Annotated in this window: 12 protein-coding genes and 1 other RNA gene; 12 read left to right on the forward strand and 1 reads right to left on the reverse strand. The window is 70.8% G+C overall.

What is annotated here, in order from left to right:
- Positions 1 to 247: 247 nt before the first annotated feature.
- From ACZ4D5_RS00310 to ACZ4D5_RS00325, 4 genes are all read left to right on the forward strand, one after another.
- The gene (locus ACZ4D5_RS00310) at positions 248 to 1939 is read left to right on the forward strand and encodes a serine/threonine-protein kinase (protein WP_467770081.1); all 1692 of its coding nucleotides are present in this window, start codon (positions 248 to 250) and stop codon (positions 1937 to 1939) included.
- 120 nt (positions 1940 to 2059) lie between these two features.
- Positions 2060 to 3301 carry a serine/threonine-protein kinase gene (locus tag ACZ4D5_RS00315; RefSeq protein ID WP_467770082.1) on the forward strand — a complete coding sequence of 414 codons (1242 nt, stop codon included), beginning with the start codon at positions 2060 to 2062 and terminating at the stop codon, positions 3299 to 3301.
- Between the two features lie 206 nt (positions 3302 to 3507).
- On the forward strand, positions 3508 to 4614 hold the full coding sequence (gene prfB / locus ACZ4D5_RS00320; protein WP_362339798.1) for a peptide chain release factor 2: 1107 nt from the start codon (positions 3508 to 3510) through the stop codon (positions 4612 to 4614).
- Positions 4615 to 4894: 280 nt separating this feature from the next.
- Positions 4895 to 5569, forward strand: coding sequence for an LPXTG cell wall anchor domain-containing protein (locus ACZ4D5_RS00325; protein ID WP_467770083.1), 675 nt, complete (start codon positions 4895 to 4897; stop codon positions 5567 to 5569).
- Positions 5570 to 5710: 141 nt separating this feature from the next.
- Here ACZ4D5_RS00325 and ACZ4D5_RS00330 read toward each other — a convergent pair whose 3' ends face one another.
- Positions 5711 to 5902, reverse strand: coding sequence for a hypothetical protein (locus ACZ4D5_RS00330; protein ID WP_467770084.1), 192 nt, complete (start codon positions 5900 to 5902; stop codon positions 5711 to 5713).
- 240 nt (positions 5903 to 6142) lie between these two features.
- Here ACZ4D5_RS00330 and ftsE point away from each other — a divergent pair, with 240 nt between their 5' ends.
- The 8 genes from ftsE to dacB all read left to right on the forward strand — a co-directional run bounded on the left by ftsE (position 6143) and on the right by dacB (position 13217).
- The gene (gene ftsE, locus ACZ4D5_RS00335; protein WP_362339801.1) at positions 6143 to 6832 is read left to right on the forward strand and encodes a cell division ATP-binding protein FtsE; all 690 of its coding nucleotides are present in this window, start codon (positions 6143 to 6145) and stop codon (positions 6830 to 6832) included.
- 51 nt (positions 6833 to 6883) lie between these two features.
- Complete coding sequence (gene ftsX / locus ACZ4D5_RS00340; RefSeq protein ID WP_362339802.1) at positions 6884 to 7801, forward strand: permease-like cell division protein FtsX; 918 nt, start codon at positions 6884 to 6886, stop codon at positions 7799 to 7801.
- 78 nt (positions 7802 to 7879) lie between these two features.
- The gene (locus tag ACZ4D5_RS00345; RefSeq protein WP_467770085.1) at positions 7880 to 9079 is read left to right on the forward strand and encodes a S41 family peptidase; all 1200 of its coding nucleotides are present in this window, start codon (positions 7880 to 7882) and stop codon (positions 9077 to 9079) included.
- A gap of 18 nt (positions 9080 to 9097) precedes the next feature.
- Positions 9098 to 9619: an SsrA-binding protein SmpB gene (gene smpB, locus ACZ4D5_RS00350; RefSeq protein WP_467770086.1), complete on the forward strand. Its 522-nt coding sequence runs from the start codon at positions 9098 to 9100 to the stop codon at positions 9617 to 9619.
- A gap of 133 nt (positions 9620 to 9752) precedes the next feature.
- Positions 9753 to 10122: a transfer-messenger RNA gene (gene ssrA, locus ACZ4D5_RS00355) on the forward strand.
- A 252-nt stretch (positions 10123 to 10374) separates the two neighbouring features.
- Positions 10375 to 10647, forward strand: coding sequence for a hypothetical protein (locus ACZ4D5_RS00360; protein ID WP_467770087.1), 273 nt, complete (start codon positions 10375 to 10377; stop codon positions 10645 to 10647).
- Positions 10644 to 11456: a collagen-like domain-containing protein gene (locus ACZ4D5_RS00365; protein ID WP_467770088.1), complete on the forward strand. Its 813-nt coding sequence runs from the start codon at positions 10644 to 10646 to the stop codon at positions 11454 to 11456. Before ACZ4D5_RS00360 ends, ACZ4D5_RS00365 begins: the two co-directional genes overlap by 4 nt.
- A 198-nt stretch (positions 11457 to 11654) precedes the next feature.
- Positions 11655 to 13217: a D-alanyl-D-alanine carboxypeptidase/D-alanyl-D-alanine endopeptidase gene (gene dacB / locus ACZ4D5_RS00370; RefSeq protein WP_467770089.1), complete on the forward strand. Its 1563-nt coding sequence runs from the start codon at positions 11655 to 11657 to the stop codon at positions 13215 to 13217.
- Positions 13218 to 13220: the final 3 nt, after the last annotated feature.

Here is a 13220-nt window from a genome sequence, read left to right on the forward strand (position 1 = left end):
TGCGGATATCTACGAGGGGTCATAGGAGATGGTCAATTCGGGACCACTCGGCAACCAATGGCCACGGGCGAGCGTCTTTCCACCGAACAGCGATCCGGAACGTCCCGGAAAGAAAAGGGCCGGGCGGAATCCGACCCGCCGGTGCCCCGTTCGGCGGCACTACAGTGGGTCGGAACACCTTCGGACAGACCCCCGGACAGGACCAGCGTCCGGACGGGACCAGCCAGACCAGCAGGGAGCGCATGACGTGCGGCCGGTAGGCAGCAAGTACCTGCTCGAGGAGCCGCTCGGGCGCGGCGCCACGGGCACCGTCTGGCGAGCCCGCCAGCGGGAGACCGCAGGGGCCGAGGCGGCCGTTCCCGGCCAGCCCGGCGAGACCGTCGCGATCAAGGTCCTCAAGGAAGAGCTCGCCAACGACGCGGACGTCGTGATGCGCTTCCTCAGGGAGCGGTCCGTCCTGCTCAGGCTCACGCACGAGAACATCGTCAGAACCCGTGACCTGGTCGTCGAGGGAGATCTCCTCGCCCTGGTCATGGACCTCGTCGACGGTCCCGACCTGCACCGCTACCTGCGCGAGAACGGCCCGTTCACGCCGGTCGCCGCGGCCCTGCTGACCGCCCAGATCGCCGACGCGCTGGCCGCGAGCCACGCGGACGGCGTCGTGCACCGCGACCTCAAGCCCGCGAACGTCCTGCTCAAGTGGGACTCCGACGAAGCGGCCGGGATGCACCCGATGCTCACCGACTTCGGCATCGCGCGCCTCGCGGACTCCCCGGGCCTGACCCGCACCCACGAGTTCGTCGGCACGCCCGCGTACGTCGCCCCGGAGTCCGCCGAGGGCCGCCCGCAGACCAGCGCCGTGGACATCTACGGCGCCGGAATCCTGCTGTACGAGCTCGTCACCGGACGTCCGCCGTTCGCCGGCGGCTCCGCCCTGGAGGTGCTCCACCAGCACCTGAGCGCCGAGCCGCGCCGCCCCTCGACCGTGCCCGACCCGCTGTGGACGGTCATCGAGCGCTGCCTCGACAAGAACCCGGACCGCCGCCCCAGCGCCGAGAACCTCGCCCGCGGCCTGCGCGCCGTCGCCGAGGGTGTCGGCGTGCACTCCACCCCGGCGCAGATCGCCGCGGCGGAGGGCGTCGGCGCCCTGCTCATGCCGGACCCGGCGCCCGCCCACGTCCCGGAGACCCCGGGCGCGGCCGACCCCACGCAGGTCCTGCCGAACAACGCGGGCTCGTACGACCCGAACGCGGCGACCAGCGTCATGCAGAGCACCGGCGGCCAGGGCGGCCCCGGATCCGGCGACGCCGACCCGACCTCCGTGCTGCCGAACAACCGCGGCGCGGCCGACCCGACCGCGGTCATGCCGCCGGTCCCGCCGAACGCGCCCGGCTCGGACCCGAACGAGCCGCACCCCTGGCAGAACCAGATGGCCGCGGCCCGCGACCGCAACGAACAGACCCAGTACCAGGCGTACTTGGACCCGAACGACGACCCGCTGCGCCGCCGCCCCCAGCGGCAGGTGGCCCGCCCCCAGCAGCAGCCGCAGCAGCGCCCCCAGCAGTACGCGCCGCAGCAGCCGCGCGGACAGCGGCGTCAGCAGCAGTACGCGCCCGCGCCGCAGCAGCACCAGCCCCAGCACCAGCCGCAGCAGTACGCGGCGCCCCCGCAGGCGCCGCCGCCCCAGCAGCCCGCCCCGCGCCCCGCGCGCGAGCCGCGTGAGCCGCGCAGGCGCAGTGCCAACCCGATGAAGATCCCCGGTCTCGGCTGCCTGAAGGGCTGCCTGTTCACGATCGTCATCCTGTTCGTGGCGAGCTGGCTGGTCTGGGAGTTCAGCCCGCTCCAGGACTGGATCGGCACGACCAAGGGCTACTGGGAGCAGCTGACGGACTGGTACAACACGGTCAGCGACTGGATGGGCAAGGTCGGCGGGAACTAGGCAACTGGTCGACGATCCTATGGATTTGTCGACATCTGCAGAGTGATTTCTGCTCCCGGAGTGAAGGTTGGCGGCGATGCCGCGTAGTTTTGTCGCCAACACGCATCCGTAGGAGCAGTCTTGACGCGCAAGATCGGCAGCCGGTACACCGCCCACCAGATCCTGGGCCGTGGCAGCGCCGGCACGGTGTGGCTCGGCGAGGGGCCCGAGGGGCCGGTCGCCATCAAGCTGCTGCGCGAGGACCTGGCCTCCGACCAGGAACTCGTCGGCCGCTTCGTCCAGGAGCGCACGGCGCTGCTCAGCCTCGACCACGCGCGCGTGGTGGGCGTCCACGACCTGGTGGTCGACGGCAACGACCTGGCCCTGGTCATGGACCTCGTCCGCGGCACGGACCTGCGGACCCGCCTGGAGCGCGAGCGCCGCCTGGCCCCCGAGGCCGCGGTCGCCATCGTCGCGGACGTCGCGGACGGCCTGGCCGCCGCGCACGCCGCGGGCATCGTGCACCGCGACGTCAAGCCCGAGAACGTCCTCCTGGACATGCAGGGCCCGCTCGGACCCGGCGGCGCGCACCCCGCCCTCCTCACCGACTTCGGCGTCGCCAAGTTGATCGACTCCCCGCGCCGCACCCGCGCGACGAAGATCATCGGAACCCCGGACTACCTCGCCCCCGAGATCATCGAGGGCCTGCCCCCGCGCGCGGCCGTCGACATCTACGCCCTCGCCACGGTCCTGTACGAACTCCTCGCGGGCTTCACGCCGTTCGGCGGCGGCCACCCCGGCGCGGTCCTGCGCCGCCACGTCACGGAGACGGTGGTCCCGCTCCCCGGCATCCCCGAGGAGCTCTGGCAGCTCCTCGTCCAGTGCCTGGCCAAGGCCCCCGCGTCCCGGCTGCGCGCCTCCGAGCTGGGCGCGCGCCTGCGGGAGCTGCTTCCGCTGGTCGCGGGGATGCCGCCGCTGGACGTCGACGAACCGGACACGGACCCCGCGCCGGCCGAGGAGGCGTATGAGGAGGCCGCCCCCGAGCCGAGCCAGGCACCGCCCCGCCGCGGCGCGGTCCCTCTCGTCCCCGGATCGGCCTCCGCCGACTCCAACCGCGACACCCACACCTCCATGCGCGTCCCGGGCCCGGACGAGCTGGCCGGCGGCGCCCGCGGCACGGCCCGCGCCCCCCGCGCGTCCGGCGCGGCCCGCCCCGGCTCCGCCAAGCACCGCGCCTCGGCCCGCCGCCGCAGGATCACGCTGGGTGTCGCGGGAGCGGTCCTGGCCGCCGCGGCGGGCGTGGGCACCTGGGCGGCCACGAGCGGCGACGACACGGACGCGACGCCGCCGGACAGCGGCAGCTCGGCCCCGGAGACTCCGTAGCCCCCGGGGGGCGGTTTCCGGGGCGGTAGGCGTGGTCGTCCGTCCGTCTGCCGGCGGGGCAGGGGGCGCCCCGCACCCCCCGCACCCCCCGCACCCCCCGCACCCCCCGCACACGAACCCCGCCGGGGCCCCGCGGGGCCCCGTAGGGACCCCGTCGGCAGCCCCGCCCGGAAATGACCGCTTGCCGTAGCCGTTAGGCTGGAGTCGTGGCAGTCGTCGATGTATCCGAAGAGCTCAAGTCCCTCTCCTCGACCATGGAGTCGATCGAGGCCGTCCTGGACCTCGACAAGATGAGGGCCGATATCGCCGTGCTCGAGGAGCAGGCGGCCGCGCCGTCCCTGTGGGACGACCCGGAAGCGGCACAGAAGATCACCAGCAAGCTGAGCCACCTCCAGGCGGAGGTGCGCAAGGCCGAGGCGCTCCGCGGTCGCATCGACGACCTCGGCGTCCTCTTCGAGATGGCCGAGGAGGAGGACGACCCGGACACCCGCGCCGAGGCCGAGTCCGAGCTCGAGTCCGTCAAGAAGGCGCTGGACGAGATGGAGGTCCGCACCCTCCTCTCCGGTGAGTACGACTCCCGTGAGGCCGTCGTCACCATCCGCGCGGAGGCCGGTGGCGTCGACGCCTCCGACTTCGCCGAGAAGCTCCAGCGCATGTACCTGCGCTGGGCCGAGCGCCACGGCTACAAGACCGAGCTCTACGAGACCTCGTACGCGGAAGAGGCCGGCATCAAGTCGACCACCTTCGCCGTCCAGGCCCCGTACGCCTACGGAACGCTCTCGGTCGAGCAGGGCACCCACCGCCTCGTGCGCATCTCGCCCTTCGACAACCAGGGCCGCCGTCAGACCTCCTTCGCGGGCGTCGAGATCCTCCCGGTCGTCGAGCAGACCGACCACATCGAGATCGACGAGAGCGAGCTGCGCGTCGACGTGTACCGCTCCTCGGGCCCTGGTGGCCAGGGCGTCAACACGACCGACTCCGCGGTCCGCCTGACCCACCTGCCGACCGGCATCGTCGTCTCCTGTCAGAACGAGCGCTCGCAGATCCAGAACAAGGCGACCGCGATGAACGTCCTCCAGGCCAAGCTCCTCGAGCGCCGCCGCCAGGAGGAGCAGGAGAAGATGAACGCCCTCAAGGGTGACGGCGGAAACTCCTGGGGCAACCAGATGCGTTCGTACGTCCTGCACCCGTACCAGATGGTGAAGGACCTGCGGACGGAGTTCGAGGTCGGCAATCCGGAATCAGTCTTCAACGGCGAGATCGACGGATTCCTGGAAGCCGGAATTCGCTGGCGCAAGCAGCAGGAGAAGTAGAAACCGCCCAGAGCGGCTTTATCGACAAGGCAACTGCCGCCCCAGAGGCGGCAGTTGCCTTTTGCGTCACAGTCACATCTCCGTACGACGGTCAACTGCCCCGATATCGGACATCGCGCCCGCAACGACCTTGACGCTGCTGTGAAAAGTGGAAAGGCTAGCGCGCGGCATGCGTATTTCTGGGGCGCGTGGGATCTGTGGGGGCCGATCGATCGTCCCCGGTGGTCGCCGCCCCGGACGCTGCCTCACTGACGATTCAGCTACTGGGGGTAGCAGCCAGATGACCAAGAAGACGCGGATCCGTGTCGCGCGCATAGCCGCCGGCGCGGTGATCGCCGCCGGTGCCTCGCTGACCGCCGCGGGTGCCGCCTCGGCGCTCGACGTCGGCGTCGACCTCGGTGGCGTGAGCGCCGACGCGCGCGCCGACGAGTCCGGTGTCGGGGTGGACGTCGGTCTGGGCGACGACGAGGACGAGCCCACCGAGGAGCCCACGGAGATCCCGACGGAGCCCACCGAGGACCCGACGGAGCCCACCGAGGAGCCCACCGAGCCCACGGAGGAGCCGACCGAGCCCACCGAGGAGCCCACGGAGCCCACCGAGGAGCCCACGGACCCGACGGAGCCCACCACGGACCCGACGGACCCGGGCAAGCCCACCAGCGACCCGACCGACCCGGGCAACGGCAACGGCGGCGGCAACGGCGGCAACGACACCGACCCCGACGGCGGCGGCAACACCCCCGTCGAGCAGGGCAAGGGCAAGGACAGCCTGACCGACACCGGCTCCAAGCCGGTCGAGCAGGCCGGTGACAAGACCGACAAGGGCGGCGAGCTCGCCGAGACCGGCGCCGCCGAGACCACCTTCCTGGTCATCGGTGCCGCGACGATGATCGCCGGCGGCATCGGCTTCCGCATCCTGCCGCGCCTCGTCGGCAACCGCGGCGCCGCTGCCTGATCCAGGCGGCGACGTACGCGACGTACGTCAGAAGCAAGGGCCCGGAGCTTCGCGAAGCTCCGGGCCCTTGCGTGTTCCTGCCTGTGCCGCTCGGGTCGACGGCGCGCGCGTGACGGCGCCGTGACTCTCCGTGTGCCGCTCCTACGCGGTCTGGTGGGCCAGCAGCGCCACCGCCGCGATCAGCACCACGAGCATCACTATCAACGCCGCGGGATTGAGCCCCGCGAAGGGCCCCTCCTGCTGCAGGCGCTCGCGATTGGCCCGGCACACGGGGCAGCGGCCTTCGTTCACGGGCGCTGCGCAGTTCGCGCATACCAACCGATCCAGGGTCATGCGCTTCTCCTCCCGCACAGTCTCAGCCTGCCCAACGCTACGGGGAACCCAATCGTTCCCCCTACCACTGTGCCAGCTTCCGCGGATTTCGGCGCGGCCCGCCGTTTCCCGACGGTTTCCGACCGTTCCGTTCCCCCTGTCACCCGTGACAATCCGTGCAACTCAGGACGCCGACTGCGCCGGTGTACCGCCTTCGCGTATGGTCACGCTCACCTACCCCCGGCAACCCGTGGTGCATCCGTGATCCGATTCGACAACGTCTCCAAGGCCTACCCCAAGCAGACCCGCCCCGCGCTCAGGGACGTCTCCCTCGAGATCGAGAAGGGCGAGTTCGTCTTCCTTGTGGGGTCCTCCGGCTCCGGAAAGTCCACTTTCCTGCGGCTCATCCTGCGCGAGGAGCGCACCAGCCACGGCCAGGTGCACGTCCTGGGCAAGGACCTCGCGCGCCTGTCCAACTGGAAGGTGCCGCACATGCGCCGCCAGCTGGGCACCGTCTTCCAGGACTTCAGGCTCCTGCCCAACAAGACCGTCGGCGAGAACGTCGCGTTCGCGCAGGAGGTCATCGGCAAGTCCCGCGGCGAGATCCGCAAGTCCGTGCCGCAGGTCCTCGATCTCGTGGGCCTGGGCGGCAAGGAGGACCGGATGCCCGGCGAGCTCTCCGGCGGTGAGCAGCAACGCGTCGCCATCGCGCGCGCGTTCGTCAACCGCCCCAAGCTCCTCATCGCCGACGAGCCGACCGGCAACCTCGACCCGCAGACCTCCGTCGGCATCATGAAGCTGCTCGACCGGATCAACCGGACCGGCACCACCGTGGTGATGGCCACCCACGACCAGCAGATCGTGGACCAGATGCGCAAGCGGGTCATCGAGCTGGAGAAGGGCCGTCTCGTCCGCGACCAGTCGCGCGGCGTGTACGGCTACCAGCACTGACACCCGTACCCCCACCGCTGTCTGTTCCACCTGATCCACTGAAAGGCCGCCATGCGCGCCCAGTTCGTCCTGTCGGAGATCGGCGTCGGTCTCCGTCGCAATCTCACGATGACCTTCGCGGTCATCGTCTCCGTGGCCCTCTCGCTCGCCCTGTTCGGCGGTTCGCTGCTCATGAGCGACCAGGTGAACAACATGAAGGGCTACTGGTACGACAAGGTCAACGTCTCGATCTTCCTGTGCAACAAGGCCGACGCCGAGCAGGACCCCAAGTGCGCCAAGGGCGCCGTCACGAACGAGCAGAAGGACCTGATCCTCGGCGATCTGAAGAAGATGCCCGTCGTGGACACGGTCCAGCACGAGTCGGCCGACGAGGCGTACAAGCACTACAAGGAGCAGTTCGGCGACTCCCCGCTGTCCAGCTCCCTCACGCCGGACCAGATGCAGGAGTCGTACCGCATCAAGCTGAAGGACCCGGAGAAGTACCAGGTGGTCGCCACCGCCTTCTCCGGGCGTGACGGCGTGCAGTCCGTGCAGGACCAGAAGGGCATCCTCGACAACCTCTTCGAGCTGCTCAACGGCATGAACTGGGCGGCCCGCGCGGTGATGGCGCTGATGCTGACGGTGGCGCTGATGCTGATCGTCAACACCGTGCGCGTCTCGGCGTTCAGCCGCCGCCGCGAGACCGGCATCATGCGGCTCGTCGGCGCGTCCAGCTTCTACATCCAGATGCCGTTCATCATGGAGGCAGCCGTCGCCGGCCTCATCGGCGGCGCCGTCGCCTGCGGAATGCTGCTCGTGGGGCGGTACTTCATCATCGACCATGGCCTCGCGCTCTCCGAGAAGCTGAACCTGATCCAGTTCATCGGCTGGGACGAGGTGCTCGCGACGCTGCCCCTGGTGCTCACGATCGGCCTTCTGATGCCCGCGCTTGCCGCGTTCTTCGCGTTGCGCAAGTACCTGAAGGTGTGACAAGAGCCCCCAGCGTGTCAGGGCGTCGTACGGTTCAACCCGCCGTACGGCGCCCTCGGTTGTCCTAGACTCACCGTCATGTCAGGCCTCGACCGGTTCGCCGACCGGTTCTCCCGGCCCCGCCGCATCCGCCGCGGGGCGACCCTGACATTGGTCTTCGCGAGCGTCCTCGCCACCGGCGCGGCCACGGGCTCCTGGAGCGATGCCGTGGACGACGGCCGGAAATCCCCCTCTCCTTCGGTGCGTTCCGGCGCCTCGGCCCCTTCGGAGGGCGACGCCGACACCACGGAGGAAGCCGCGGCCGACGCCGCCGCCGAGGCCATGGCCGACGGCAAGTCCGGCAAGAAGGCCGCCGAGGAGGCCGTCAGCCGCAGCGGGGACCGCTGGGGGTCCGTGTACTCGCAAGGGGAGTACCAGGAGTTCGAGAAGGCCCTCGACGGCGCGTACACCGGCGTCGGGCTCGGGGCGCGGCGCGCGGCCGACGGGCGCATCGAGGTCTCCAAGGTCCGCGAGGGCGGGCCCGCGGACCGGGCCGGGCTCCGCAAGGGCGACCGGCTGCGCTCCGTCGACGGCGAGCGCGTCACGGGACGCCCCGTCACGGAGGTCCTCGCCCTGCTGCGCGGCGACCGCGCGGGCACCCCGGTGGTCGTCGGCGTGGAGCGCGGCACGCGCGCGTGGAGCCGGACGCTGCACAGGGCGCACCTCTCCACCGACTCCGTCACGGTCACCGAGCTGCCCGGCGGGGCCGCCCTCATCAGGGTCTCCGCGTTCACCAAGGGCTCCGGCGAGGCCGTGCGGTCCGCGGTGCGCGAGGCCCCCGAGGGCGCCGGGATCCTGCTCGACCTGCGCGGGAACTCGGGCGGCCTGGTCACGGAGGCGGTCACCGCCGCGTCCGCCTTCGTGGACGGCGGCCTCGTCGCCACGTACGACGTACGGGGCGAGCAGAAGGCCCTGCACGCCGAGCGGGGCGGGGACACGGCCAGACCCGTGGTCGTGCTCGTCGACGGCGGCACGATGAGCGCGGCCGAGCTCCTCACGGGCGCCCTGCAGGACCGCGGCCGCGCGGTCGTGGTGGGCTCCAGGACCTTCGGCAAGGGCTCGGTCCAGATGCCGAGCCGCCTTCCCGACGGCTCCGTCGCCGAACTGACCGTCGGCCACTACCGCACCCCTTCGGGGCATGCGGTCGACGGGCAGGGCATCACCCCGGACCTGGAGGTCGAGGACGGGGCGGAGACCCGGGCCGAGCAAGTATTGACTGGCCTCGGACCCCCCTCGTAGTGCGAAAATGACCGCACTATGGCGAAGGAAAAGGTAAAGCGCAAGGCCGCGAAGGCCGCCGAGAAGGCACCCGCACGGAAGATGATCGCGCAGAACAAGAAGGCGCGGCACGACTACCACATCCTGGACACGTACGAGTGCGGCCTGGTGCTGATGGGCACCGAGGTCAAGTCACTGCGTCTGGGCAGGGCCTCCCTGGTGGACGGCTTCGTGCACATCGACCACGGCGAGGCGTGGCTGCACAACATCCACGTCCCCGAGTACGTGCAGGGCACCTGGACCAACCACTCGGCCACGCGGAAGCGCAAGCTCCTGCTGCACCGGGCCGAGATCGACAAGCTGGAGTCGAAGTCCCAGGAGACGGGTCACACGATCGTGCCCCTGGCCCTGTACTTCAAGGACAGCCGGGTCAAGGTCGAGATCGCCCTTGCCAAGGGCAAGAAGGAGTACGACAAGAGGCAGACGCTGCGCGAGAAGCAGGACACCCGCGAGACGAACCGTGCGATCTCGGCGGCACGGCGCCGGCAGGGCATCGGCTAGCCGCGGGAGCGGGCCACCAGGAATACGCTGGCATCGTCGTGCGTTGGTCACGTACGATGGGCCTTGCCCCTCACGGCAGGGGCACCGGGTCGAAAGACCCAGGGTCGAGAGGCCCGGATTGAAAAATCAACATGGGGATGATCGGTTTCGACAGCGGATGTCGAAGCAGGGGAAGCGTGTCGAGGAAGCGGCAATGATCTCGTAAACCATATGTCGCAACCAATAATCGCCAACACCAAGCGCGATTCCTTCGCCCTCGCTGCCTAAGTAGCGACTTGCGAAGTGTCAGCCCGGGGCTGTTCCCGACCCGGATCCTGGCATCAGCTAGGGAACTAAACTTCTAGACCCGGTCACGGGGCCTAGGAGGAAATCAAACAGTGACTGGGCCCGTCGGAGACTTGTTCGCGAGATCACCGGGGCCGAGAAAATCACAGCGAACTGCACACGGAGAAGCCCTGGTTCTGCACCGTTGGACGCGGGTTCGATTCCCGCCATCTCCACAATTCCCATGTGAGGTTGAAGCCCTCTGGCCCCAGGCCAGGGGGCTTTTTCCGTGCCCGTTTCCGTCTCCGTGCCTGTTGCGCCGCCACGCCCTGCCGTCAACTTCCGTTTGTCGAAAGGCTGTTGGCACGGTCAGCGGGCAGGGCGCGGGCACATCCTTGGGGCATGTGACTCGTTACTGCATCCAAGCGCGGACTCGTGGCGGCCCGCGGTAGGGCGCACAGGCCGGGCAGGCAGGAGCAGGAGGCAGTCGCTTGGATGCCACCGTCACTCTCTTAGGCTCCGTTCTCGCCTGCTTCGGGGTGTTGGCCGGAGCCGTGGTGGCGTACCTCGGCAAGCGCGGCGAGAACGCCGTCAACGGCTATTCCAGCCTCACGGAGAAGCTTCAGATCGAGCGGGACCGCCTGGAGCGCCAGGTTGCCGAACGCGACGCGAAACTCGCCGAGTTGAACGCCCTGCACGCCAAGGACCAGAGCGAGATCGCCCGGCTCCTCATCGCGAACGAACGGCTCGGAGGCACTCCGTGACCCAGCTCGAGCGACTCCTGGCCCGCCGCTGGCGCAGCGTGTTCCTCGTCTGCGTGCTGATCGCGCTCTCCGGTGTCGCCGCCATCCTGTGGGCCCGCATCGACGCGGGTGACCGTCGGGCCGACCGGCTCGCGGCGGAGGCGGACCGGCGGGGCGAGGCGGTGTCCACCCTGGCCCGTGACGTACGTACGCTGCGCGCCCAGGTCAGGTCCCACGGCGACACCCCCGCCGCGCCGGACCCCTCCGACGCCATCGACGACCTTCTGGCGCGGGTGCGGGTGCCTGCGGGGCTGCCTGGTTCGCGTGGCGCGGACGGCCTGGACGGCTCGGACGGTGCGGACGGCTCCGACGGTTCGGACGGCTCGGACGGTTCGGACGGGGAGCCGGGGGAGCGCGGAGAGGGCGGGCGGCAGGGCGAGCCCGGTGAGGCGGGGCCGTCCGGAGAGCCGGGGCCGACGGGGCCTCCGGGAGCGGACGGCCGGGACGGCCTGGACGGGCGGGACGGCGCGCAGGGCCCGGCAGGTCCCTCGGGGCCCACCGGAGCGGACGGCCCGGCAGGTGCGGGCGGCGCCGCGGGCCCGGCCGGTCCGCCCGGTGAGCGGGGCCCCAAGGGGGAGACGGGCGAGCCCGGGCCCGCGTGCCCCGACGGCTACAGCCTCCAGCAGCCGGCCGACGACCCCGACGCCCTGATCTGCCGCCGAGCCGCCGGAACCCCCACGGCGCCCGCCCCCGCCCTGACCCTCCTCGCGGCGCTGCCGCCTCAACGGCGGCGGGGGCATCCCGAACCGGGGATGCGGGACGGCGGGTGAGCCGCGCCCCGCGGTGGGCGGGCGCGGGTGGGTTCCCGGCGGGCCGGCGGGCCTCCGCGTCGTCGGCGCGATCCCTTGCCGCGCGTGTCCGGAGTGGGGTCTGTTGTGGGGGCGTGGAGTCCGGGATGCTCCTGGGTCATGAGCAGACCCGTGAGATCTTCGAGGCCCTCGCGGCCCGCGCCACGCGTCACGAACCGTATGCGTCACTGGATCTGGCCCGCCGTGCTCGGCGTCGCGGCGGCCACCCTCTCCGTCAGTTCGCCCGCCGGGGCGGACTCCGACCGGTCGGGGCTGCCCGAAGCCATCGACACGATCCTCGGCGACCCCCGGATGGAGGGCGGCGTGGCCAGTGTCGTGGTCGCGGACGCCGCTTCCGGTGACGTCCTCTACCAGCACCGCTCCAGCGGGCGCCTGATGCCCGCCTCCAACACCAAGCTGCTCACCTCGGCCGCGGCCATGGAACTCCTCGGCCCCGACCACCGGTTCACCACCGACGTCCTCTCCGACGGCAGGCGGAGCGGACCCGTGCTCCGGGGAGACCTGTATCTGCGGGGCACAGGTGATCCGACCACGCTCGCCAAGGACTACGGCCAACTCGCCGCGAAGATCGCCGACTCGGGGATCAGGAAGGTGTCCGGGCGGCTCGTCGCCGACGACACCCGGTTCGACGCCAAGCGCATCGGCGACTACTGGAGCGGCGACGACGAATCGTCGTACTACGCGGCGCAGATCAGCGCCCTGAGCGTCGCGCCCGACACCGACTACGACACCGGCACGGTCATCGTCGAGGTGACGCCGGGCGCGAAGGCCGGGGACAAGCCGCGCGTCGGCGTGACGCCGAAGACCGACTACGTGGACATCGATCTGCGCGCGACCACCGTCGCGGAGGGCGGCGACGACACCATTGCCGTGGAGCGGCAGCACGGCAAGAACACCATCACCGTCAGCGGCACCGTGCCGGTCGGCGGGGACACCACCAAGGAGTGGGTCACCGTCTGGGAGCCGACCGGATACGCGGCCGCCGTCTTCCGGGACGCGCTCGCCGCGCACGGCGTGAAGGTGAGCGGGCCGACCAGGACCGCAATCGCCGCCCCCAAGGGCGCGCGGCGGCTCGCCTCGCACGACTCCATGCCGGTCAAGGACCTCATGGTCCCCTTCATGAAGCTCTCCAACAACATGCACGCGGAGAGCCTCACCAAGGCCATGGGGCACAAGGCGACCGGCAGGCCGGGCAGTTGGGGCGACGGCATCGCCGCGATCGGCGGGTACCTGAAGACCGCCGGCGTCGACCCGGGCAGGATCCGGCAGGTCGACGGCTCCGGGCTGTCGCGCAAGGACAACGTCGCGGCCGACCAGTACATCAAGCTGCTGCGCTCGGTGAAGGGCGAGCCGTGGTTCGACGACTGGTACGCCTCCCTGCCGGTGGCCTGCGCCCCCGGCAAGTTCGAGGGCGGCACGCTGCGCACCCGGATGTGCGGGACCCCGGCGGCCCTCAACGTCCGTGCCAAGACGGGGACGTTGACGGGAGCGTCGGCGCTGTCCGGTTACGTCGAGGACAAGGGCGGGCGCGAGCTGGTGTTCAGCATCATCCTGAACAACTACATGCCCTCGTCCGTGAAGGCACTGGAGGACGCGATCGTGGCGACCCTCGCCTCCTCGACGAAGGACGAGGCCGTCCTCGTCGAGCCCCGTTCGACGCGCGGGGCCGAGCGGGACGGCGGCGAGCTGGAGTGCTCGTGGCGCAAGCCCGCGCGCTGCTGAGCG

The sequence above is a fragment of the Streptomyces sp. NPDC025651 genome (assembly GCF_055558735.1).